General features: G+C 71.8%; 17 protein-coding genes and 1 pseudogene. 10 read left to right on the top strand and 8 right to left on the bottom strand.

Features of this window, described 5'->3' with window-relative positions; all coding sequences use genetic code 11:
- Positions 1–69: 69 nt before the first annotated feature.
- The 4 genes and pseudogenes from NFX44_RS14065 to NFX44_RS14050 all read left to right on the top strand — a co-directional run bounded on the left by NFX44_RS14065 (position 70) and on the right by NFX44_RS14050 (position 5,135).
- The gene (locus NFX44_RS14065) at positions 70–1,623 is read left to right on the top strand and encodes a GH25 family lysozyme (RefSeq protein ID WP_262283981.1); all 1,554 of its coding nucleotides are present in this window, start codon (positions 70–72) and stop codon (positions 1,621–1,623) included.
- Between the two features lie 128 nt (positions 1,624–1,751).
- Positions 1,752–3,176: a M1 family metallopeptidase gene (locus NFX44_RS14060; RefSeq protein WP_262283980.1), complete on the top strand. Its 1,425-nt coding sequence runs from the start codon at positions 1,752–1,754 to the stop codon at positions 3,174–3,176.
- 155 nt (positions 3,177–3,331) lie between these two features.
- Positions 3,332–4,311, top strand: a pseudogene (locus tag NFX44_RS14055) (ATP-binding cassette domain-containing protein).
- A complete protein-coding gene (locus NFX44_RS14050) occupies positions 4,308–5,135 on the top strand; it encodes an ABC transporter permease (RefSeq protein ID WP_262283979.1) in 828 nt (275 codons plus the stop codon). The pseudogene NFX44_RS14055 and the gene NFX44_RS14050 overlap by 4 nt, the downstream one beginning before the upstream one ends.
- A gap of 2 nt (positions 5,136–5,137) precedes the next feature.
- On the opposite strand, the gene NFX44_RS14045 is transcribed toward NFX44_RS14050, so the two are convergent.
- Positions 5,138–8,311: a BTAD domain-containing putative transcriptional regulator gene (locus NFX44_RS14045; RefSeq protein WP_262283978.1), complete on the bottom strand. Its 3,174-nt coding sequence runs from the start codon at positions 8,309–8,311 to the stop codon at positions 5,138–5,140.
- A gap of 145 nt (positions 8,312–8,456) precedes the next feature.
- Between NFX44_RS14045 and NFX44_RS14040 the strand changes: the two genes are divergently transcribed.
- Both NFX44_RS14040 and coaD read left to right on the top strand, forming a co-directional pair.
- Positions 8,457–8,990, top strand: a complete 534-nt coding sequence (locus NFX44_RS14040; protein WP_262283977.1) for a DUF6817 domain-containing protein — start codon at positions 8,457–8,459, stop codon at positions 8,988–8,990.
- Between the two features lie 56 nt (positions 8,991–9,046).
- On the top strand, positions 9,047–9,451 hold the full coding sequence (gene coaD, locus NFX44_RS14035) for a pantetheine-phosphate adenylyltransferase (protein WP_262283976.1): 405 nt from the start codon (positions 9,047–9,049) through the stop codon (positions 9,449–9,451).
- Between the two features lie 890 nt (positions 9,452–10,341).
- Here coaD and NFX44_RS14030 read toward each other — a convergent pair.
- From NFX44_RS14030 to NFX44_RS14015, 4 genes are all read right to left on the bottom strand, one after another.
- Positions 10,342–10,545: a hypothetical protein gene (locus tag NFX44_RS14030; protein WP_262283975.1), complete on the bottom strand. Its 204-nt coding sequence runs from the start codon at positions 10,543–10,545 to the stop codon at positions 10,342–10,344.
- A gap of 191 nt (positions 10,546–10,736) precedes the next feature.
- Positions 10,737–11,234 (bottom strand): YcxB family protein, encoded by a 498-nt coding sequence (locus NFX44_RS14025; RefSeq protein ID WP_262283974.1) that lies wholly within the window; start codon positions 11,232–11,234, stop codon positions 10,737–10,739.
- A 76-nt stretch (positions 11,235–11,310) separates the two neighbouring features.
- On the bottom strand, positions 11,311–13,743 hold the full coding sequence (locus NFX44_RS14020) for an AAA family ATPase (protein WP_262283973.1): 2,433 nt from the start codon (positions 13,741–13,743) through the stop codon (positions 11,311–11,313).
- An 88-nt stretch (positions 13,744–13,831) separates the two neighbouring features.
- Entirely contained in the window at positions 13,832–16,906 is a 3,075-nt protein-coding gene (locus NFX44_RS14015) for a S8 family peptidase (RefSeq protein WP_262283972.1), read from the bottom strand.
- A 282-nt stretch (positions 16,907–17,188) separates the two neighbouring features.
- Between NFX44_RS14015 and NFX44_RS14010 the strand changes: the two genes are divergently transcribed.
- The gene (locus NFX44_RS14010) at positions 17,189–17,779 is read left to right on the top strand and encodes a DinB family protein (protein ID WP_262283971.1); all 591 of its coding nucleotides are present in this window, start codon (positions 17,189–17,191) and stop codon (positions 17,777–17,779) included.
- Between the two features lie 59 nt (positions 17,780–17,838).
- On the opposite strand, the gene NFX44_RS14005 is transcribed toward NFX44_RS14010, so the two are convergent.
- From NFX44_RS14005 to NFX44_RS13995, 3 genes are all read right to left on the bottom strand, one after another.
- Complete coding sequence (locus tag NFX44_RS14005) at positions 17,839–18,126, bottom strand: DUF2277 domain-containing protein (protein WP_262283970.1); 288 nt, start codon at positions 18,124–18,126, stop codon at positions 17,839–17,841.
- Positions 18,127–18,284: 158 nt separating this feature from the next.
- Positions 18,285–19,061 (bottom strand): hypothetical protein, encoded by a 777-nt coding sequence (locus NFX44_RS14000; protein WP_262283969.1) that lies wholly within the window; start codon positions 19,059–19,061, stop codon positions 18,285–18,287.
- 101 nt (positions 19,062–19,162) lie between these two features.
- The gene (locus tag NFX44_RS13995) at positions 19,163–19,663 is read right to left on the bottom strand and encodes an SRPBCC domain-containing protein (RefSeq protein WP_262283968.1); all 501 of its coding nucleotides are present in this window, start codon (positions 19,661–19,663) and stop codon (positions 19,163–19,165) included.
- A 150-nt stretch (positions 19,664–19,813) separates the two neighbouring features.
- Here NFX44_RS13995 and NFX44_RS13990 point away from each other — a divergent pair, with 150 nt between their 5' ends.
- The 3 genes from NFX44_RS13990 (at position 19,814) to NFX44_RS13980 (ending at position 22,672) form a co-directional block, all read left to right on the top strand.
- Positions 19,814–20,554 (top strand): helix-turn-helix domain-containing protein, encoded by a 741-nt coding sequence (locus NFX44_RS13990; protein WP_262283967.1) that lies wholly within the window; start codon positions 19,814–19,816, stop codon positions 20,552–20,554.
- Between the two features lie 248 nt (positions 20,555–20,802).
- Positions 20,803–21,216 (top strand): DUF6069 family protein, encoded by a 414-nt coding sequence (locus NFX44_RS13985; RefSeq protein ID WP_262283966.1) that lies wholly within the window; start codon positions 20,803–20,805, stop codon positions 21,214–21,216.
- A 451-nt stretch (positions 21,217–21,667) separates the two neighbouring features.
- On the top strand, positions 21,668–22,672 hold the full coding sequence (locus NFX44_RS13980; protein WP_262283965.1) for a helix-turn-helix transcriptional regulator: 1,005 nt from the start codon (positions 21,668–21,670) through the stop codon (positions 22,670–22,672).
- The last annotated feature ends 66 nt before the right edge of the window (positions 22,673–22,738 follow it).

Below are 22,738 nucleotides of genomic sequence, written 5' to 3'. Positions count from 1 at the left end.
CGTCCCGTAACGTGCTTACGCTCTGTACGGACGCGGCGTTGCGCCTTGGCTGGTGTCTGGAGGCGAGCCATGGTACGCAGAGGTCTGGCTGTGCTGCTGGGTGCGGCGTTGGGGTTCGTGGGGCTGGTCGGGGGCGCCTCGCCGGCCCAGGCGCTGCCGACCCCGAGCGGATACTCGATTACCGGCGTTGACGTGTCCTACTTCCAGGGACCATCGTTCGACTGGGCCGCGGCAGCCCGGGGCGGTGCTAAGTTCGCCTATATCCGGGTCAGCGAGCAGGACGGTCGAGCGGTCCCGCACAACAATCCTGATCCCTTCTACGCCACCAACCATGCCGGCGCCCGGGCCAACGGCCTGTACACCGGGGCGTACCACCGAGCCCGCCCCGACCTGAGCAGCGGCAAGCAGCAGGCGGACGTCCTGCTCGGCTTCGCCCCCTACGTCGCCGATGGACGCAGCCTCCCGCCGATGCTGGACATCGAGTGGCCCCGAACCGATTGGGGCCTGAACGACTGCTACAACATGACACCCGCCCAACTGGTGGCCTGGGTCCGGGACTTCGTCACCGAGATCGCGGTGCGCACCGGTCGGCAGGCCATGATCTACACCAACACGAACTGGTGGAATCCCTGCACGGGCGGCAGCCAAAGCTTCGCGGCGAACCCGCTGTTCATCGCCAACTATTCTCAGAACCCGCCGCCGTTGCCGGCCGGCTGGTCGTCGTTCACCATCTGGCAGCACGCCGCGGGCGCCGCCATCCCGGCCTCCGACTTCTCCTCGGCCGATCTGGACGTCTTCAGGGGCGACCACGCCTCCCTGGGCCGACTGCTCGGCGGCCCCGCGACCAGCCTGCTGGCGACCATCAACAACCATTACGTGACTGCGGCGAACGCCGGCTCCTCGGCCTTGATCGCCAACCGGACCGAGATCGGTCCCTGGGAGCAGTTCGACCAGATTGATGCAGGGGCCGGGTTCGTGGCGTTCCGCGCCCGGGTCAACGGCCGGTACGTCACGGCGGAGAACGCCGGCGCCTCACCGCTGGTCGCCAACCGCACCGCCGTCGGGTCCTGGGAGAAGTTCCGCCTCATCACCAACACCGACGGCACGGCCAGCCTGCTGGCCAACGCGAACAACCGGTACGTGACCGCGGAACAGGCCGGCACCCGGCCACTGATCGCCAACCGCACCGCCATCGGCCCCTGGGAGAAGTTCCGCGCCGTCACACCGCCGGCCCTTGTCAGCCTGTTAGCCAACGTGAACCTCCGGTACGTCGCGGCGGACAACGACGGCGCCTCAGTCCTGATCGCCAACGGGACGGTGACCGGTCCATCCCAGCTGTTCGACCAGATCGATGCGGGCGGTGGGTTCGTGGCGTTCCGCGCCCGAGTCAACGGCCGGTACGTCACGGCGGAGAACGCCGGCGCCTCACCGCTGGTCGCCAACCGCACCGCCGTCGGGTCCTGGGAGAAGTTCCGCCTCATCACCAACACCGACGGCACGGCCAGCCTGCTGGCCAACGCGAACAACCGGTACGTGACCGCGGAACAGGCCGGCACCCGGCCACTGATCGCCAACCGCACCGCCATCGGCCCCTGGGAGAAGTTCGTCCGGCTGACCAGTTGACCGCCGATACCCTCGCCACGCTGCGATAGCTCGCCAGTAGACCTTGACGATGCCCGGTCGGTGCTGGTGGATTGGGGTTACACGTCCGGCGGCCAGGGTGCCAGGGCAGTCCAACGGGGAGGATTCACATGACAGTCCCACGCTTGCGCGGTGCCGCGCTGGCCACGGTCGCTATGGTGACCGTCGGGTCGATGGTGGTACCGGACGCGGCCGGCGCAGCACCTGGCAGGCCCGGGGCCCCGCGCTACTCGGCCGGTGCCGCGAGCGTCGGCGACCCGTACTTCCCCGACGAGGGCAACGGCGGATACGACGTCCAGCACTACGACATCAACTTCTCCTACGACCCGGCAACCCGGTTCATGGCCGCCACCGCCACCATCAGCGCGATCGCCACGCAGGATCTCGACCGGTTCAACCTGGACTTCCGCGGTCCGGACATCTCGTCGCTGACGGTCAACGGGCACGAGGACGGCTTCGTCCGTGACGGCCAGGAACTGGTCGTCACGCCCCGCCCGAAGCTCAAGACCGGGCAGGCCTTCACCGTGGTGGTGAAGTACGCCGGCGTACCGGGCCCGATCACCGACCCGGACGGGTCGATCGAAGGCTGGGTGCCCACCGACGACGGCGCCTTCGTCGCCGGTGAGCCGCAGGGCGCCCCGGCCTGGCTGCCCACCAACGACCACCCGACCGACAAGGCGACCTTCCGGTTCACCGCGAAGGTGCCGGAGGGGCTCACCGCCGTCGGCAACGGCCAACTCCTGTCCACCGGGACCCGGGACGGCTGGACCACCTTCACCTGGGACTCGACCGAACCGATGGCCACCTACCTGGCGACGATCACCATCGGCAACTTCGTGGTCACCGAGTCGACCACGCCGAACGGGATCCCCGTGTACGTCGCGATCGACCCGCGGCAGGTCGCCGGGTCCGCCGCCGCGGTCGCGCAGATCCCGAAGATGATCGACTTCTTCTCCGCGACGTTCGGCCCGTACCCGTTCGCCTCGACCGGCGCGATCATCGACCGGGCGCCCGACGTGGGCTACGCCCTGGAGACCCAGACCAAGCCCATCTTCTCCAGCGCGCCGAGCGTCGGCACGATGGCGCACGAGCTGGCACACCAGTGGTACGGCGACTCCGTCTCCCCGCGGCGGTGGTCGGACATCTGGCTCAACGAGGGCTTCGCCACCTACGCCCAGTGGATGTACACCGAGTACAACGGCGGCGCGTCGGTCAACCAGACCTTCACCAGCAGCAGCAACTACGGTCGGGCCGCGTCGTCGCCGTTCTGGCAGATCGTCCTCGCCGACCCCGGCCCGGAGGACATGTTCAGCAACATCCCGTACAACCGGGGGGCGATGACCCTGCACGCGTTGCGCGGCAAGGTCGGCGACGCCACCTTCTTCCGGATCCTGCGTGAGTGGGCGGCCAGCCACCGGCACAGCAACGCCGCGACGGCCGACTTCATCGCCCTCGCCGAGCGGGAATCCGGGCAGAACCTCGGCGCGTTCTTCGACGTCTGGCTGTTCCAGAAGGGCAAGCCCACGACCTGGTGACGTCGGTGGGGTCCCGCGGAGGCCGCCGCTGCCGCCCCCTCCGGTCCACCGGAGGGGGCAACCAGGCCTGATCAACGAGGCGGTCCGCCCGCCCTCGGTGAGCGTGTCGGTGCCGTGTCAGCTCCGTGTCAGGCGGCCGGCGCACGCTGTCTCGCATGACAGCTGACCTGATGATCGAGGCGGAGGGCCTCGTCAAGACCTTCGGGAAGACGAGGGCGCTGCAGGGCGTCGACCTCGCGGTGCCCCGGGGGACGGTGCTCGGGGTGCTCGGCCCCAACGGCGCCGGCAAGACCACTGCCGTACGCATCCTCTCCACGCTCCTGACCCCGGACGGCGGCACCGCCCGGATCGGCGGCTTCGACGTCGTCCGCGACGCCGAGCGGGTCCGGCAGAGCATCGGACTCACCGGCCAGTACGCCTCGGTCGACGAGGACCTGACCGGGCGGCAGAACCTGGAGCTGTTCGGCACCCTGCTGGAGCTGGGGCGCGCCGGCGCGCGCCGGCGGGCCGCCGAACTGCTCGACTGGTTCGACCTGACCGACGCCGCCGACCGGCAGGCCAAGACCTACTCCGGCGGCATGCGGCGGCGGCTGGATCTGGCCGCCAGCCTCGTCGGCTCCCCCGACGTGATCTTCCTGGACGAGCCGACGACCGGGCTCGACCCGGCCAAGCGTGAGGACATGTGGGAGGTGGTGCGGTCGCTGGTCACCAACGGCTCGACCGTACTGCTCACCACGCAGTACCTGGAGGAGGCCGACGCGCTCGCGGACGCCATCACGGTGATCGACCACGGGCGGGTCATCGCGCACGACACACCCGAAGGGCTCAAGCGGGTCGTCGGCGGCCAGACCCTCGAGGTCCGGCCGTCCGATCCCGCACAGCTGTCCCGGACCGCGGCGATCCTGACCGAGGTCGGCTCCGGCGCGCAGGCCGACGAGATCCGCAAGGGGTGCTCGCGGTGCCGGTCGCCGACGACGCGGCCCTGACCGAGAGCGTCGCGCGGTTCGCCGCCGCCGGCATCGCGGTCACCGAACTGTCCCTGCACCTGCCGAGCCTCGACGAGGTGTTCTTCACGCTCACCGGGCGTACGGCATCCGACGACGAGACCACCCGTCCCATGGAGGTCGTGGCATGAGCACCGTGATCGACACACCGTCCCGGGCGAGTTCCCCGCTGTCGGCGGTCGCGGCGACACCACGACCGTTCCGGCTCGCCCGGCACTCGTTGGCGCTCGCCAAGCGCAGCCTCATCAAGACCTGGCGTACGCCCGAGGCGCTCATCGACGTCACGCTGCAGCCGGTGCTGTTCCTCGTCATCTTCGTCTACATCTTCGGCGGCGCGGTCGCCGGATCCACCCACGACTACCTGCAGTTCCTGTTGCCCGGAATCCTGGCGCAGACCATCGCCACCGGCGCCATCGCGATCGGTGTCAACCTCAACACCGACATCGCGAAGGGCATCTTCGACCGGTTCCGCTCGCTGCCGGTCCCCCGCTCTGCGCCGCTGGTCGGCGCGGTCCTGGGCGACGTCGTACGGTACGTGATCGTCACGATCTCGACTCTCGCGATCGGCTACGTGCTCGGTTTCCGGATCGACTCCGATCCGCTCCGGGCGATCGCCGGCTGCCTGCTCGCGGTGCTGTTCGCCCTCTGCCTGAGTTGGCTGCCGGTTCTCGTGGGGATGAAGGTGCGCACCCCGGGCGCCGTGCAGGGCCTGATGTTCGCGCTGATCATGCCGATGAGCTTCGCGTCCAACGTGTTCGTCAGCGCCGACACCCTGCCGGGCTGGATGCAGGCCTTCGTGGACGTCAACCCGATGACCCACCTGGTGGCGGCGGTGCGCGGGCTGTTCCTCGGCACCCCGGTCGGCTCGCACGTGTGGTGGACGCTCGCCTGGTGCGCCGGCTTCGTGGCGGTCTTCATGCCGCTGGCGTTGCGCGCGTACCGCCGGAAGATCTGAGTTCAGCCGAGCAGGTCGTCCATCAGCTCGCGGATCCGGGCGGTGGTCGCGGCGACGGGCCGCTCCCGCCACGCGGCCAGCAACGGCTCACGCTGCCCCTCGTCACCGAGGGCGGCGTTGAGCCGTTCGCCGTCTCCGGGCGGGAAGAAGGTCATGTCGTGGGCGCCGATCCGGATCCCGAGCGCGGACAGCTCGCGGGCCGTTCCGGCGTCACCGCGGTAGGCCGCCAGTTCGGCGCCGCCCACCGCCAGGGCCCCGATCACCGGCAGGTCCCGCGAGGACAGCGCCTCGTCCCGGGCGAGCCTCAGCAACGCGGCCGCGTGGGCGTCGGCGGCGTCTCCCGACGCCCGCCGCGCCTCGGCCACCCGCAGGTGCAGGACCGCCGCCGCGACCCGGAGGATGACCCGCGGCTGCGGCGGCGGCCCGGTCCACCCGGCCAGGGTCCGGGTCACCCCGTCGACGTGGGCGAGCACGTCGTCGTAGCGCTGGCGCTGCCAGGCGAGGTGGGCCAGCCCGAGGCGCGCCTGCGCGATGTCCACCTCCTCAGCCTGGCTCGCCGTCTCGTGCAGCCGCCGCTCCGCTTCCGGGTCGCCGGTGAGCGCACGCTGCACGTCCAGCCGTACCCGGATCGAGCGGGCGTCCTGCGTCGCGCCGACCAGCTCCATGTGGTGGACGCTGCGCGCCAGCCAGTCGGCCGAGCGGGCGTCACCGCCCGGGAGGAAGAACTGACCGACGGCGCCCGCCGCCATCGCCATGCCCCAGTGGTCACCGGCGATCTCGAACTGCCGGTACGCCTGCTCGGCGTCGACGATCGAGGCCTCGGGCATGCCGCCGTTCTCCCGGATGGCGGCGCGGGCGAACAGGCCGAGTCCCTGCACGTACGGGTCCGGGTGCGCGATCATCTCGGCGGCGCCCTTCATGCTCCCGTCGAGGTCGGACGCGTCGAACTCGGGGATCGCCGACGCGAGCACGGTCTGCCGGGCCGACACCTCGGCGGGCCGCTCGGCGAGGAGCGTCCGCAGCGCGCGCCGGGCGAGCACGGCGAGCCGGAGCTCGTTGCTGATGCCGGCGTTGACGCCGATCAGCAGGCAGGTCCAGGCGAGCCGGTCGGCGTCGGGCAGCGGCCGGCCGGCGGCCCGGCCGCGCAGGATCGCCGATGCTCGCCGCCGGTCCGGGTCCTCGGCGTGCAGCAGACCCCGCGCCCAGCCGGCGACCTCGAGGTGCAGGCCGCGCACCGACCAGAGGTGGAACAGCGCGGTCGCGATGTCGATCGTGGCCGGCTCGTCGTCGAGGCCGTAAGCCCAGCGCAGGCCCGCGACCAGGTTGTCCTGCTCGGCGGCGCAGCGGGCGAGGGCCTCGATCTGGCCGGGCCCGATGAACCGGTCGGCGAGGACGACGGCCTGCTCCCGGGCCCAACCGACCAGGCCGGCCATGGCCCGATCGCGGTCGCCGGCCGCGCCGAGGCGGGCTTCGCCGTACTCGCGGACGGTCTCGAGCATCCGGTAGCGGGGCGGGCCGTCCCCCTCGACGAGGGTCAGCAGGGACTGTTCGACGAGCGTCGCCAGGCCGCGCCGTACGTCGGGGGTCTGCGCGACCGCGGCGGCGAGGTCCGCGGTGAACGGCGCGGGGATGACCGCGACCCGCTGCAGCAGCGCGCGGTCGTCGGGTGCGAGCAGTTCCCGGCTCCAGTCGACCATCGCCCACAGGCTCGCGTGCCGCTCCGGCAGGCCCCGCAGCGCGTCGTCGAGGAGCGCGAACCGGTCGGTCAGCCCGGCCAGCACGTCGTCGATCGGCATGTGCCGCAGTCGAGCGGCGGCCAGTTCGAGCGCCAGCGGCAGGTTGTCGAGCCGGTGACACAGCGCGAGCGCCCGTGCGGTGTCCCAGGTCGGCACGGCGCCGCCGGCCCGCGCCCGGGATTCGAGCAGCCCGAGTGCATCGGCGTCCGGCAACGCGGTCAGCCGGTGGACCCGCTCACCGGCCAGGCCCAACGGGGCCCGGCTCGTCGCGAGCACCGTGACCTCCGGCGAGGTCACCGCGACCAGGTCCGCGACGACGGTGGCCACCATGTCGAGAACGTGCTCGCAGTTGTCCAGCACCACGAGCCCGTCGAGGTCGGGCGCTGCGGCGCGGAGCCGTTCCTCGGGGCTGAGGACCCTCCGTTCGAGGCCCAGGTTGCCTCCGGTCGTCGAGGTGTCCCCGCCGCCGAGCGCCGCGAGCACCGTGGGCAGCACCTCGTCGGATGCGCGCAGACCCGCGAGTTCGATCACGCGGACCGGCTGCCCGGCCGCCGCCGCGCGGCGGGCCACCTCGGCGGCGAGCCGGGTCTTGCCGGCGCCGCCGGTGGCCACGATCGTCACCAGGGCCGCCTCGGTGAGCGCCTCGCTCACGGTCTCGACGTCCCGCTCCCGACCGACGAGGGCGGTGACCGGTCGGCGCCAGGCGGCGGGCAGGGCGGTTCGCGTCGGCTGCCGGGGCGGCGTCGCGACAGCCGGGGTGGTGAGTTCGCCGCGCAGCAGCGCCAGGTGGACCTGTGTGACCACGGACGACGGGTCGGTGCCGTACCGGTCGGCCAGTTCGGCACGAAGCCCGTCGATCACCTCGAGCGCCTCGGCGTCCCGGCCCTGGGCGGCGAGCACGCGCACGAGCAGGGCGGCCGACGGCTCGTCCGGTGGCGTGCGGGCGACGAGCCGGCGCAGGTCAGCCTCGTCGAACGGCCCCGCACCGGCGAGTGCCGCCTCCGCGCGGAGCGCGGTGACGTCCGCGAACAGGCGCGTCTCCGCGGCGGTGACGAGCTCGGGGACCTCGGGGAACAGGGCCCGGGCCTGGTCGGCCGAGCTGCGGGTGGCCGCGAGGTCACCGGTCCGGAGTGCGGCACGTCCCCGCTCGGCGAGCGCCCGCGCCTCGACGGCGTCAACGGTGATCTCCTCCAGGGGCAGGCGGTATCCCCCTGGACCCGCGACCACGGGCAGCCCGAGCCGGCGTACCCGGGACACGAGCGCCTGGACGGCGCCGGTCGCGTCGTCGGGCGGCGTGCCGCCCCACACGGCGTCCACCAGCAGCGCGGAGGAGACCGCCCGCCCACGCGCGTCGACGAGCACGCGGATCACCGTCGCGAGCCGGTCGCCCCGGACCGGCCGGCCGTCGACGGCGAGCGGGCTGAGGATCGTGATGTGCACCGACCCAGCATCCCCCACCGCTCCGCCGGGGCGCGGACGACCCGGTCCGACCATCGGGGCCGACCGGGCGGCATGCCGGGCGCTGTGACATGTTGCGCACTCCCCGGGGCCCGCGAATCCGGCAACCGATACCTACAGTCGGGACATGAGCACCGACGAAGGTGTGCGGGTCTGGCTCCGCCGGCAGGGGGCCGAGCAGATCGCGCATCCCGGGGGCACCCTGTACGCCCACCTCTGTCGCGTCAGCGCACGACTCGCCGTGCTCGGCTGCGGCAGTGACGTGCAGGCCGCCGGCCTCACCCACGCCGTCTACGGCACCGACGGGTTCGACCTCGCCCTGCTCGACCGGGCCGATCGTGCGGTGCTGCGGGATCTCGTCGGGCCCGACGCCGAGGAGCTCGTCTATCTGTACGGCGCCTGCGACCGTGACCGCAGCTGGCGGGAGCTGGCTCAGACCGGCCAGGTCTTCGACCGCTTCGTCGGTCAGGTGCGAACGCCGGACGCGGCTCAACTCCGGTCGCTGGTGGACCTGAGCATCGTCAACGAGCTGGACGTCATCGAGCACGATCCTGCGGTGGCGGACCGGCACGGCGCCTACTTCCGGGAGCTGTTCGCCTCCTGGGCCCCACTGGCCTCCGAGCAGGTCATCCGCGATGCGCAGCGGGTCCTGCGGCCGTGACACCCGAACCGCCGGCAGGGCCACGCTCGACAGCACGCACCCCCGGTCGTGTACGTGTGCGCGCCGTCTACCCCGGCACCTTCGATCCCTTCACCCCCGGGCATGTGAATGTGGTGGAACGGGCGCGCGAGCTCTTCGACGAAGTGGTCGTGCTCGTCGCGGTCAACAGCAGCAAGCGTCCGGGCACCGACGAGGAGGCGCGGGCGGCCGCCGTTCGGGCCATCCTGCCGGTCGGGTGGACCTCGGTCACCGTTGCGGCGTGGAGCGGGTTGACCTCCGCCTACTGCCGTCAGCACGACGTGGGGGTGATCGTCCGCGGGGTGCGTAACACCAGCGACCTTCAAGCCGAGTACCAGCTCGCCGCGATGAACCAGTCGCTGGGTGTTCCCACGGTGTTTCTGCCTGCGCGGCCCGAACTGGCCGCGGTGTCGTCGACCGCCGTGCGCACACTGCGGAACTGACCTTCGTCCCTGGAGCCGTCCCGATGGCCGGCCGGACCGGGGCGACCGCCGCGTGGCCGACGCCCCGCTGGCCGACCCCGTCCCTCGGTGCTCGGCACCCAGCCAAAATGGCTGGCCTCGCCCTCCCGCCCCGCCCTACCGTGTCGGTGGGTCTTCTTCTCCGACCCACTCACGAGAGGACTTCACCCCGCGTGACCCCGCCTGCTCTTTAGACCTGACACGTTCACCGCATCGGTCGCCGACGTCGCCGTCGGCTCTTTTCCCGTGCCTTCCGTCAGGTCTTGAGAGAGCTCATGTCTACGCGTCCTCACATCCTGCTGTCCTGGGCCAATTGGCGCGCGCGCCTTGCCCTGCTCCCGTTCCCCTGCGTCCACGGCCACGCCGGCCCAGCCAGCGCCGGCGGCGGTCCGTTCGGCGTCAGTGCCGACGGCACATTCCTCGACTCCTGGCTCCTGGTCGCCTGTGCTTCCGGCGACCGCACCAGCGCACACACCGTTCACGATCCCGTCCCGGTCCGGTACCTGGATCCGATCCTCCTGAAGAGCGCCTCTCCCCTCGTCGCCCGCGCCCTTGTCGACCCGCTGATCGCCCGGTGCAACCGGTTCGCCCGCGCCGAACGGCTCCTCCCCCAAAGGGCTGGGCGCCAGCCGCGTTCGCCGGGTCACGATCGGCATTCCGCTGAACCGCAGAACTCGCCGGGACTTCTCGGGGGTTCTGCCGTGAGCCGCCGGCATGGACCGGAGCCCGGGCGGCAGGAACGGTGGCCCCGCTTCGGAGGGCACCATGCGGCGATCCGGGCGCGGTCGCTCGTGGCCGGGCGAGAACGAGGGTCGAGGCCGGTCCGATCCCGGCGGCGAAGGTGAACGCCGGCGCCGCTCGGCCCTCACGAACTAGAGGTGGTCGCAGTAGGGAGAGCAGGAACGGCCAAGGGCGTGGCCCAGGTCCCGCAGAAGAGTGCCCAGGCGGTCCACCTCGGCGGCGGTGGGCGGAGTGATGGCTGCGCCGGCCGCGATGTGCTCTCCGACCTCGTACAGCGTGACGTAGAGATCTTCGGCGGTTGCGCGGTCGAGTCGCAGAACGATGTCGTCCACCATGCGCAGACCCTAATCGCAGGGACCCTGCTCCTGCGCTGGTGGGCGACATCACCAGCAGCGGATGGGACAGCGCGAGCCGGCAGTGTTGCCGAACTCATCCACCGCGTCGAGGCGGGCGCCTTCGCGTTCCACTTCGAGGACCAGCGGAGATCGGCCGGCAGAACCGACCGCGCACTTCGCGGCGGGTGAGTTCAGCGACGCTGAAGCAGCCCACGCTTGGTCATGAAGGCTCGCAACGTCTCGGCGTCCTCGGCAGACATCAAACGGCGTGGGATCACGGTGGCCGGCATCCGGCCGACGTAGACGATCCAGAACTCGGGGGTGTCCCTGACCTGCGCGACCCCGTCCCAGGCGATGCCGCCGGACTCCGAGCCGCTGCGCATCATGATGTTGTCGTCGGTGATGTCGTAGGCGCCCTCGACGGCGTAGCGACCGGAGCGGCGCCGGGCGCGCCACCGTACCCACGGCGAGTACAGCATCGACAGCAGCCCAGCCACGATCAGCACCACGCACAGCGACGAGATCCGGTCGCCCCACGCGACCCCCCGCGAGACGGCGAAGCCGATCACCCCGACCGCCGCCAGCACCGCGCCGATATAGCCGTACTTGCGCAGCCGGACACTGCTCAGCGCAGCGGCGACCCGGCCCGGGTAGGCGGGATCGGCGGGGACGTCGAAACGGATGTGCACGCCAGAACGATAGTGGCACGCCCACCCGGCTCTTACGCGGCCAACTCATCCGGTGCGAACTTCTCAAGGCGCCGGGTCAGGCGGGCACCAGTTCGCGGCAGCGGCGCAGGGTGCTCAGGGCGACGGGCGCGTCACGGCCCTCGATGCCGGCGCCGAGTTCGGCGACCATCGGCGCGGCCCGTCCCGGCTCGCCCGCGGTCACCGCGGCCTCGGCCAGCACGAGGACCGCCTCCGCCGCCCAGGCCCAGATGCCCTTGTCCCGGACGAGAGAGACCGCGTCACGCGCGTGCCGCACCGCGTCGTCGGGCCGGTCGGGCAGCAGCAGGCGGGCCAGCCCCGAGTTGGCCTGCACCAGCGGCAGGATCGCGCCGACCCGCCGGGCCTCGGCGATCACGTCCCGGAACTGGCGCTCCGCCTCGGCCGGCGACCCGGAGCGGGCGAGGACCGTGGCGAGTTCGGCGCGGACGTCGAGCCCGGCGAACGGGATACGTTCCGGGGTGGCGGCCAGCCGAGCGAGGCGGTCCGCCAGCCCGTCGAGCCGCCCGGCGGCCCGGTCGAGCGCCAGTTCGGTCACCTCCACGAGGCCGAGCAGCCGCTCGTACTCGTTCGCCTCCATCAGCCGCCGGGCGGCCGAGGCCAGGGCCGCGGCCCGGTCCAGGTGCCCGGCGTGCAGGGCGCCCTGGGCCCAGTTCAGGCAGGCGCGGACGTGTTCGCGGGGCTGGTCGGCGAGGACCGGCGAGGCGCGCATCTCGTCGATGACCAGCCAGGCCGTCGGGTCACCGAGCTCCAGCAGCAGCGAGGCGCGGGCGATCCGCACCTCCAGGTGGGCGACCGGGTCGCCGCTGGCCGCCGCGGCCTCCTCGGCCGCCGCGCAACGGGCCAGGTGGTCGCGCACGTGCCGGCCGACCACCGTGTCCGGCGCGGCCAGCACCGCGAGCGCCTGGGCCCGGCGTCGTGGGGCGCGCAGGTACGGCACGGCCCGTTCGATCTCGGTGTACCCGCGCAGCGCCTCGCCCTGCTGCCGCAGCATCCGCCCGAACACCAGGCCCAGTTCGCCGCGGGCGCCCGGCGGCAGGCGCCGGTCGGCGAGCAGCCGCTGCAGGACTGGAATCACGGGCGCCTGGCTGAGGCCGTCGATGGCGGCGCGGCCCAGCTTCGCGGCGAGCCGGACCCGCACCGGACGAGGCAGCTCGGCGAGGTCCATGGTCTGCAACAGGAACCGGGCGGCGGTGGCGTCGTCGCCGCGCTCGGTGGCCAGGTCGGCGGCGGCTTCGGCGTTGCGGACGAAGTCCGCGCTGCTGCCGGCCAGCCGGTAGTGGTGGGCGAGCTGCGCCACCGGCCGGGGCAACGACTGCTCCAGTACCCGGGCGGCACGCAGGTGCAGCCAGTGCCGAGTGCCAGGAGAGAGCAGGTCGTACACCACCTGACGGGCCAGGTCGTGACGGAACCGCAGCCCGTCGGTGGCCTCGTGCAGCAGGCCGGCATGCTGCGCCGCGTCCAACGCCGCGCGGACCGCGTCGCCGGGGAGGCGGAGCATGGCGGCGAGGATACGACGGTTCGGCACGAGGCCGAGCACGGCGGCGGCGCCGAGCACCTCGCGGGTGGACTCGTCGAGCGAGCGCAGCCGCCAGAGCAGCACGTCCCGCAGCACGAAGGGGACCGTGTCGTCGGCGAGCGGGTCGCCGCCCCGTTCGGCGAGGGAGCGCAGCACCTCCTCCAGCACGAACGGGATGCCGGCGGTGCGGTCCAGCAGCGCGGTGGTGAGCCGGTCCGGCGGGTCGGCGAGCCGCAGCGTGCGGGCGGCCAGCTCGCGCACGTCGCCGGCGCCCAGTGGTGGCAGCGCGATCCGCCGCACCGCCCCCGGTGGGGTGCGGGCCAGCGCGTCGTGGATGGGCGTGCCGCCGGTGGGGGCCGGGGGCCGGGCGGTGAGCACGACGGCCAGGCCGGCGACCGGGTGGGCGCCGAGGTAGGCGAGGAACTCGCAGGTCGCCGGGTCGGCCCAGTGCAGGTCTTCGAGCACCAGCACGGCGGGCGTGAGCGCGGTGAGCACCGCGGCCACCGCACGGAGCAGCCGGTGCCGTTCGGCCGGTGGGTCGTTCAGCGGGGGCGGTGCGGGCGGCAGCCGGTCGGCCAGCTCGGGCAGCAGCGGGGCGAGCGCGCCGGCTACCGGGTTGACCGGGCCCAGCTCGTCGGCGCCGGTACGGATGGCGTCGAGCAGGGCACCGAGCGGGAATGGCTCCGGCACGTCGTCACACTCGCCGACCAACCGGCGGCGGGTGGAGCCGGCGAGCAGCTCCGCGACGAGCCGGCTCTTGCCGATGCCGGGCTCGCCCTCCAGCAGGACCAGACAGGGTGGCGTCTCGACGAGGTGGCGCAACATCGCCAGCTCGGCCGCCCGGCCGACGAACTGGATGGGTCCGCGCAGGCGTCCAGGGCGGACCAGGGACTCGAACCCGCCCCGCGTGTCGTGACCGTCAAACCGCCCGTCGCCGCTCGCGCGGGCAGCCAATCATCCGGGCCTGATCCGGCGGACGGCCGGGCGGGCCGGCGGTGACCTGTGGCACACCGCCGGCCCACCCGGCCACGGGGATCGGCGGTTACGACCGCACCGTGATCGGCAGGGTCTTCAACTGATCCTTACCGTCGCTCAGCACCACCACGCCGATGTACCGGCGCCCGGGGGTCAGCCCGGACCAGCGCAGCGTCAGGTTCACCTTCGCGCCGGCCATCACGCTGACCTGCTTGGGACTGATGGTCAGCTTCCCGGCCGACGTGCCGGGCACGCCGGGCAGCAGGGTGGTGATGGTGTACGTGTTGACCTCCTGACCGGCCGGCGTGTTCAGGGTGTACAACTGCTCGATGATCAGGGTGTAGTCGCCGGCGCCGGGCAGCACCACGTTGGCGCCGGCGGCGGTGCCGTACTTGTACTCGACGAGTTTGCCCGTGCTGTCGTAGACGTAGAACATGAAGTCGGCGCACGGGGGCAGCGGGTCGGCACCCCAGTCGATGTCGACGCAGAGCGGCTTCTCCCCGGTGACGACGACCTGCGGATTGACCGTGCCGGCCGGTACGTGGACCGCGCCCCGGTGAAGCGATGCCGGCAGCGGGTCGGGCAGTTTGTCCGGCGAGTTCCAGTCCCAGAAGGGCGCGTCGCCGCGCAGGGTGGCCGTGGTGCTGGTGCCGGCGGTCAGGCCGATCGGCTGCGCGGCCAGGGTGCCCCGGTACCCGGCCTGCGCGGTCATCGTGACGCTGCCGGAGGTGCCGGTGCCGGCGATACTGTCGGGCGCGATCAGCCCGCTGTTCTTCACGACCAGCGGAATCCTGACCTGGTGCCCGGAGTCGTCCCGCCACGTCAACGAGCCGTCGGCCCAGGCGTCGACCGCGCCGGCCTTGTTGGTGATCTTCACCGTGAAGGTGGCGGTCCGTCCCGGGAGCACGGTCAGGCTGGCCGGGGTGACCTCGACCGCGTAACCGGCGGGTGCCTGCACCGAGGACCTGTAGGTGCCCTTGCGGTCGCTGACGTTGGTGACGGTGCGAGTGATGGTCTGGGTGCCGACCATGTCGCCCGTCGCGATCGACGGGTAGTTGAGCTGGCTCGTCTCGATCGCGCCGGTCGTGGCGCAGTCGTCGGCGGGTACCTGGTTGCCCTTCGCGGCCAGCCCGCACAGGTACCGCTGCCAATCCTGCTGGCTGGAGTCGTAGACCAGGCCCGGGTCGAAGGCTCCGCCCGGGCGGACCTCGCCGGCGCCGTAGTTGAACGGCGTGGCGTCGGTGTCCCCCAGCTTGATCGCGTTGCCCTTGTCCGTGGTGTCCACGGCGGTCGTCATGAGCGCCGACCGGATCGCCATCGGTGACCAGCCCGGGTGCCGGGCCCGCAGCAGCGCGGCGATGCCGGCGATGTGCGGGGCTGCCATCGAGGTGCCCGATTCGAGCGCGAAGCTCTGCCCGCCGATCGCCGGGGAGAACGCCGCGGCGATGCCCACGCCGGGCGCGCTGATGTCCGGCTTGAGCAGGTTGCCGCCGTTGAAGTACGACGGCCCTGCCGAGGAGAAGCCGGCGACCTGCGGCGCCTCGACCGCGGTCAGGATGCCCGCCGAGATCGTCGCCGTCGCGCGGCCCGCCGCGAGGTAGTTCGCGACGGCCGGGGCGTCGGTGTCGGAGATGTGCACGGTGGGCACCGCGTGCAGGTCGGGGTCCAGGGAGTTGACCGTGTCGTTGTAGAGCACCATGCCGACGCCACCGGCCTTCGCCACGGCGGCACTCTTCGCCACCCGGTCGATGACCCCGCGCCGGCAGAACACGATCGCCCCCTTGACCTTGACCGGGTCGAGGGCGCCCTCGGCGCAGAGTTCGGCGTTCTGCGTGTCGTCGGGGTGCAGCGCGCTGGACTTCGCCGAGACCAGCGGTGCTGGCCCGACGGCGGTGCCGCCCACACCCACCCCGATGATGGTGGTGCCGTTGCCGAGGGTGAGGGTGCGGCTGTACTGCTGGTCGGTGGTGCTCGCGGCGACCGTGGTCACCCAGGGAGTCGAGTTGTCGACGGTGCCGGCCTCGGGGCCGGCGTTGCCGGCCGCGGCCGAGACGAACACCCCGGCGGCGGCGGCGTTGAGGAACGCCTGCTCGATCGCGCCGAAGTTCTCCATGTCGTCGCCGACCGAGTAGTTGATCACGTCGACGCCGTCGGCGACCGCGTCGTCGATGGCGTGCACGATGTCGATGCTGCTGCCCGCCGCCGAGCCGGCGCCGGTGTCGTAGAGCGCCTTGTAGATCGCCAGCCGGGCGGCCGGCGCCATCCCGGAGATCGCCCCCAGGGACTGGTCGCCGATCGAGGCCGGCACGCCGTGGTCGCCGGCGGCGGTGCTCGCGGTGTGGGTGCCGTGACCGTTGCGGTCGCGGGGCGAGTGGTACTCGTCGGCGAACGCGTCGGCCAACCTGCTGTCGTTGTACCAGCGCGCCCCGATCACCTTGTTGTTGCAGGTGATGGGCGCTTCGGTGCCGACGTCGCAGGTGCCCTTCCACTTCGCGTCGATGGTCGCCTGATCCGGGCGCGGGGTCGGCAGCGGGGCGAAACTCGCGCTCTCCGGCCAGAAGCCGCTGTCGATGACCCCGACGATGACGCCCTCACCGGCGTGGGACACGTCGCCGAACTGCTGCTGCCACACCCCACCCTGCCCGGTCAGACCGAGGTAGTCGGGAGTGTGTGAGGTGGTCGCGTGCACCTTCTGGTCCGCGTACACCGCGGTCACGCCGGGGGTGGCGCGCAGCCGGGCCACCTGCGAGCGGTTCAGCTCCACGGCGAAGCCGTTGAAGGCGGTGTCGAAGGTGGCCTGCGCCTGGCTGGTGGGAATGTTCACCCTGGCCAGCACCGTGCCGCGCTGCCGACGCAGGTGCTCCCGGTACGCCGTGGCGGCGCGGGAATTCGGGTCGAGCCGGCCGGCGCCGGTCGGCTTGGTGGCGGCGAGTCCGGGTACGCCGCCGGTGTAGCCGGCCAACGGCTGCTCGGCGAGTTGTACGAGGTAGCGGGCGGTCGCTCCGCTGCCGGACGGCGGTGCCGCCGCTGCGGCGCCGGCCGGCGCGGTCGCCAGCCCCGCGGCGATCAGCGCGGCGGTGGCGAGCACGCTCACCGGGGCGCGCCTGATCCGTCCGAGCGGGGGTGTCTTCGGTCGTGGCACGTCGTCCTCCACATTCGGTGCCGGCCGCCACGGCGGGGTGGCGGTGGCCGAAATGTAGGAGCGGTGGCGATCTTGCGGGACAACGTTTTACCTGCCGGCAATCTTGGAAACATCCTCGTAACATCGCGGGTACTTTTCGCGTCATTTACCGGTGCTGAACCGCCGCTGGATCAGGGTCCGGCTCCAGGCAACGCCGCGCCGGCAACCGACCGCTCCAGCCGGGGATGATCTTGCAGGCGACACGGGGCACGATGCTCGGGCGGATGAGGAAGACTGGCGGGCATGGCTGACCTGGGCGATGCGAAGGCTGCCCTGCACCACTACCTGCAGGCGACCCGCGAAGACCTGATCTGGAAGCTCGACGGGCTGAGCGAACGCGACGCCAGACTGCCCCGCACGGCGACCGGCAACAACCTGTTGGGAATCGTCAAGCATTGCCTCAATGTCGAGGCCGGCTACTTCGGGCCCACCTTCGGCCGCGAGTTCCCGACGCCGGAGGAACTGGTCCCGATGCAGGCGTTCGAGGAGGACCCGCAGGCAGACTGGTTCGCGCGGGAGGACGAGACGAAGGATGGGCTGATCGACCTGTATCGCCGGGTCGGGGTGTTCGCGGATCAGACGATCGAGCAGCTACCGCTGGACGCGCCGGGGCGGGTGTCGTGGTGGCGGCCAGGTGAGCAGGACGTGACGTTGCAGAGGATCATCGTCCACGTGACCTGCGACCTCGCTCGTCACGCCGGTCACGCCGACATCATGCGCGAGCAGCACGACACGGCGATCGGCCTGCGGCGGGAGACCACCAACATCCCGCACGGCCACGACTGGCCGGCGTACGTCGCCAAGCTGACGAAGCTGGCCGATCGCTTCGGGTAGCCGCCCGGTTCAGGTTTCCGAGCAGGAAGCCCTACCGAGGGTGGGCTGGACCGGGCGCGTCAGCCCGATGTCGTCTCTCGAAGACCGTACCGTTCGGCGGCGCGCGCCTTGGCCTTTGCCGCCTCCACCTCGCGGTCGCGGGGCGGCGCCTTCGTCACGAGGCTGTCCAGCAGGGTTCGGGTGGCTGCCGTGACAGCGCGGACCGCCTCGCCGAACGCCTCCTCATTCGCCGCGGACGGCCGTGTCGTGCCGCTGACCTTGCGCACGTACTGGATGGCGGCGGCTTCGATCTCATCGTCGGTCACCGGCGGCTCGAAGTTGTGAAGCACACGAATGTTCCTGCACATCCCCCCAGGATGCCAGGTCGACCGGAACCGGTAGGTGGCTTACCCATGACGCCCACGGTCCGGACGAGATGACGGTCACGGCCGATAGCGGCGCCGGACGCACTCGCCGAGGTGCTGGACCCGCGGCGGCCCGGGCGGCCTGGCTGCCCGCGGCGTGCTCAGCTCCTGTCGAGCAGCTGTTCGAGTCGGTCGACGTTCGTCTGCGGGGCGGAGCTGGTGCGGAAGACACCGTGGTCGGGCAGGCGGGAATGGCCCGGCTTGCCGTCGGCGACCCAGTCCAACTCCAGGTGCCAGGCCAGGTCGCCGGTGGCGTCGCCGACGTTGGCGATGAACACCTCGGGATCGCTGGCGGAAACCTTGAAGGGGAAGGTGACCGCGGGGGCGATCGTCGTGCCGGTGTAGCCGTCGACCGCTGGCTGCGCAGTCACGCTCGGCTTGGCTGCCTGGAGGTCAACGCTGAAGTACCGGCTGTCGACCTCGCCGCCGCATTGACTGGTGAGGCCTGCCCGGACACCGTTGGCCGGCTGCCGGCGGTCCACCACCGCGCGCATACCGGTGAGCAGCACGGCACTGGCCGACGGTGTCTGAACGGTGAAGTAGACGACGCCGACGGCCGGGACACCGCCATGGGAGAGGACCCACTCCTCCGAGCCGTACTCGGACGACGGAGACGGTGAGCCGCGCAGCGCGGCGAGGCTTGGCAGTATGAAGCTGGTCCGAGGGCACTCGACGTCGCCCGCTGCCGTGCGGACCGAGATCCGCAGCGGGTCTTGTGGCGCGCTCCGCTGAGCCGGCTTGTTGAGCGTCGAGGTCACGGCCTGGCGCGACTTGTCGCTGATCGCGTCGAGCGCACCCTTACCCACCGCCGCCCCGATCATGAGTGATGACGCGACGACGGCCCCGATCACGCCATACCGCCGGTAGCCCTCGGCCAACCAGGCCGGACTCAGCCTGGGCGGGGGTTCACCTTGAGCAGCTGAACGTCGGTCCTCTGCTGATCGCCGTCGAGTCATCCGGGTCCCTCGTGCCATGCGATTTAGCCCGGGACTCGCCTGAGCAGCGTCTCGAGCTTGCCGAGTTCCTCGCCTCGGTGGGCGCGGTACCCCTGCGTCCAGGTGTCGTCGTGCAGCGGGTCGAGCGTCATGATCACGTTCGTACGGTCACCGGCAGGCTCGATGTCGATGACGGTCAGATGCTCGTACGGCTCCTGGTCGGGTACGAAGTCGATGAGTGACAGGTAGGCCAGGCGCGCCGGCGCGGTGACCTCGGTGAAGGTCTTACACAGCTCGACCGAGACCGGGTTGCCGGTGCTTTCGACGAATGCGATCGTTTCCGGCGCGGTCGCGGTCATGGTGTATCGCAGCCGGCCGCCGGGCTTGAGCTCGACCTCGCTGACGCGGATGTCAAAGCCATCCGGGGCCCACCACTTTTCGAGACCGGCCGCGGTGGTCATCAGCTCCCAGATGAGCTCTGCCGGAGCGTCGTAGGTGCGGGTGAGACGCGTGGCGTCCGGGTGGGGTTCAGGTTCGGTGTTCACCGGCTTCTCCAGGGTTGTTCGGCGCGGACGCCCGCACGGTCCCGGTGGGCTGATGGCATCGATGCTCCTGCTGCTGGGCGTCGCCTGCCGGATCAGGTTCGCGCACTAGGATTCGACCGGTAAAGGGTTGCCCTGGCGATGTGAACAGGAGTGAACGGCGCCGGGCTGACAACGAGCGATTGGTTCATCGTGGGTGATCGGGGCGGGGCGCGGCGACCCTCCAACGACGGTGCGCCGACGCTGTCCCTCGGGTTGCGGGATCTGCGCCATCGCAGCGGGCTCAGCCTTCGGCAGCTCTCCGCACGGTCCGGCTACTCGATCGCCGCGTTGTCCATGGTCGAGAACGGTCGCCGGTATCCCAGCTGGACGCTGGTCGAGGCGTTCACTCAGGTGTGCGGCGATGACCCGGACATCTGGCGGTCCCGATGGGAGGGCGAGGGGGCCGGTCCGGGCGGCTCGCATCCGGACTCACCGCTGCCGCCGGAGCCGGTGGTCGACGGCGCCGATCCGGAGCGGTGTGGCTGCGTGCCCGACAAGCGCACCATGCACGCCCGGAAGCTGATCTGGACAAGTCACGTCCCCGCCGGTTACGGCAACGTTCATCTCGGCGTGGTCGAGCTGCGGTACTCACCCCGCCGTTCGGCGGTGTGGGGGCGCTTCACCGGGACGGCGGCGCTGGACAACGTCGAGAACGCCCGATCGATCGACGTCGCCGTTTCGGTTCACCGTGTCGATGACGGGGCGGAGCAGGTTTTCCACTGTCGGTACTGCTTTGACGTCCACTGGTCGGACATCCTGGTAACCGGCGGCTCGACCACCTACGCCCGAGCGGTGCTGTATCGCGATGGCCTGGAGATCGGCAGGGCCGAGACGAACCGCCTTCTCCTCTGACGCCTCTTGTGTCGGCGGCGGAGATGAGGATGCTCCGGGCCGGAGCCAGCCCGGCAGTCAACGGCGGAACGGCCAACGAGAGCGCACCGGGTCGACGGGCTGCGCGGCAGGGCTGCCCGGGAGCTGCCGCACCGGGGGCGAGTGTCTCCGAAAAGATCTGGGTGTGCCTGTCGATTGGGGTTGGGCCTGTTCGTCGTCGTGGTGAGAGCCCGGCACCGAGCCGGTCCATAAACCCACCGGAGGGCACGATGACCACCACCGCGAACACGACCCACGCCACCGCTTCGACCGTCGGTGCGCTGATCCGGAGCGGTGTCGTCGCCGCGGCCGCCGCGAGCGCCGCCACCATGGCCGTCGCCGCCGCCGGCCACGCGGCAGGGGTCAGCCTCGACCTGGCCGGCGCCCCGATCCCGGTCGCGGGGTTCGGCGTGCTGACCGCTGTCTTCTCGCTGATCGGCGTGCTCATCGCCGCGCTGCTGTCCCGTTTCGCCCGGCGTCCGCGGCCCACGTTCGTCCGCACGACGGTGCTGCTGACCGTCCTGTCGCTGGTGCCGGACGTGATCGTCGACGCCGGGGCGGCCACCAGGGTGCTGCTGATGCTCACCCACCTGGTCGCCGCCGCCATCGTGATCCCCGCAGTCGCGCGCCGGCTGACCGCCTGACCCGTCGCCATTCCAGGCATGAGCTGTCGCAGGACCGTCATGAGGCACCAGCTACTCTCCGCGCATCCCGTCGAGGGCGCGCCGGCGCCGTCCGACGAGCAGCGGCAGACCATGTGGTCGTCGTCCGGCCGAACGCCACGTGCCAAGCCGGCCGGTCCCGGAACCCGGCTTGATCCGGTGCGCAGGACTGCCGTCGGCCGCACACCCATCCGCTGCCGCCCGGCTCCGCTGATCTCAGTGTGTGCGCGGGTGCGGGAGCGGGGGCCTCGACACCCATCGGCTGGTACGGGCGTCCTCGGTTGCCATTGCGGCTGGTAGAACATGCACCGGCTGCATCGCAGCCCGGGCCACCGCAGTCCCGCCGACCACGACGCCGCCCCGGCGGCCCGACCACCACACCGATGGTGTCCGCCGAAGCGGACCAAGCTCGACCCTAGGAGTGCCGGAACGTATGGACGGAACCGCAGGCAGCCCGTGGGCGGCAACCGGTCTGGATCCACTGGCCGGGCGGGTGTTGGAGCACCTGGTCACCGTGCCGTCGGCGGACGTCACCGAGGTGGCGGCGGTGGTCGGGGTGTCCCCGGCGGAGGCGGAACGAGCACTGCGGCACCTTGCGGAGTCCGCGCTGGTGCTGCGGATCGAGGGCGCGGCGCCGCGCTGGGCGGCCGGTCCCCCACGGCCGTCGCTCAGCGCCCTGCTGGCCCGGCGGCGGGCCGAGCTGGCCCACGTCGAGGGCATCGTGGAGCGGCTTCACGAGGTGTACGAGGCGGTGTCCGGGCCACGCGCCGCGCACCTGGTGGAGGTGCTGGAGCGCGAGGACGAGGTGCCGGCGCGCTACGGTCAGCTGCTGAAGGGGAGTTCGGTCGAGGTACTGCATCTGGCCAAGCCGCCGTACGTGACGGCCGCGCAGGCGCCCGTCGGCGAGTCGGGGATTGCCCCCGGAGTGCGGATGCGGTCGGTGTACGAGACGGAGGGCTTCACCGACGCCGTGTCGCTCGAGACGGCCCTGCGCGGTACGGGTCAGGGCGGGGAACTGCGGCTGGCGTCCGGGCTTCCGGTGAAGTTGGTGGTGTTCGACCGGGCGGCGGCTCTGCTGCCGGTGCGCGGGGACCGCCCGGCGGCGGGTTCACTGGTGGTGCACTCCCCCGCGCTGGTGGTGGCGCTGGTGGCGCTGTTCGAGAGCGTCTGGGAGCGCGCCGACCCGGTGTCGCTGGCGAGCCGACACGATGGGCCGGCCCCGAAGGGCAGTCCGGCAGCCGAGGGGCCGGATCGGCGGACGCTGGAGATCCTGCACATGATGGCAACCGGGATGAAGGACGAGGCGATCGCCCGCGTGCTCAAGGTGAGCCGCCGTACCGTGCAGAAACATGTCAGCGGTGCGGGTTCCCTGCTCGGCGCCCGGACCCGCTTCCAGATCGCGCTGCTGGCGGCGGAGCGGGGGTGGCTGAAGGCGTAGGTGAGGACGGGATGCCGCATATGACGGCGCGCCGGGACCGCTCTCAGGGGTCCCGGCGCGCCAGCG

This window comes from Micromonospora sp. MA102, assembly GCF_025460765.1.
GTDB lineage: Bacteria > Actinomycetota > Actinomycetes > Mycobacteriales > Micromonosporaceae > Micromonospora > Micromonospora halotolerans.
Note: the sequence above shows the minus strand (reverse complement) of the source record. Positions and strands in the feature narration are given on the sequence as shown.

What these genes read in the sequence shown, in the direction of transcription:
- NFX44_RS14065 (WP_262283981.1), top strand. Translation starts at nt 70, where the DNA reads ATGGTACGCAGAGGTCTGGCTGTGCTGCTGGGTGCGGCGTTGGGGTTC.
- NFX44_RS14060 (WP_262283980.1), top strand. Translation starts at nt 1,752, where the DNA reads ATGACAGTCCCACGCTTGCGCGGTGCCGCGCTGGCCACGGTCGCTATG.
- NFX44_RS14050 (WP_262283979.1), top strand. Translation starts at nt 4,308, where the DNA reads ATGAGCACCGTGATCGACACACCGTCCCGGGCGAGTTCCCCGCTGTCG.
- NFX44_RS14040 (WP_262283977.1), top strand. Translation starts at nt 8,457, where the DNA reads ATGAGCACCGACGAAGGTGTGCGGGTCTGGCTCCGCCGGCAGGGGGCC.
- NFX44_RS14030 (WP_262283975.1), bottom strand. Translation starts at nt 10,545, where the DNA reads ATGGTGGACGACATCGTTCTGCGACTCGACCGCGCAACCGCCGAAGAT.
- NFX44_RS14010 (WP_262283971.1), top strand. Translation starts at nt 17,189, where the DNA reads ATGGCTGACCTGGGCGATGCGAAGGCTGCCCTGCACCACTACCTGCAG.
- NFX44_RS14005 (WP_262283970.1), bottom strand. Translation starts at nt 18,126, where the DNA reads ATGTGCAGGAACATTCGTGTGCTTCACAACTTCGAGCCGCCGGTGACC.
- NFX44_RS13985 (WP_262283966.1), top strand. Translation starts at nt 20,803, where the DNA reads ATGACCACCACCGCGAACACGACCCACGCCACCGCTTCGACCGTCGGT.
- NFX44_RS13980 (WP_262283965.1), top strand. Translation starts at nt 21,668, where the DNA reads ATGGACGGAACCGCAGGCAGCCCGTGGGCGGCAACCGGTCTGGATCCA.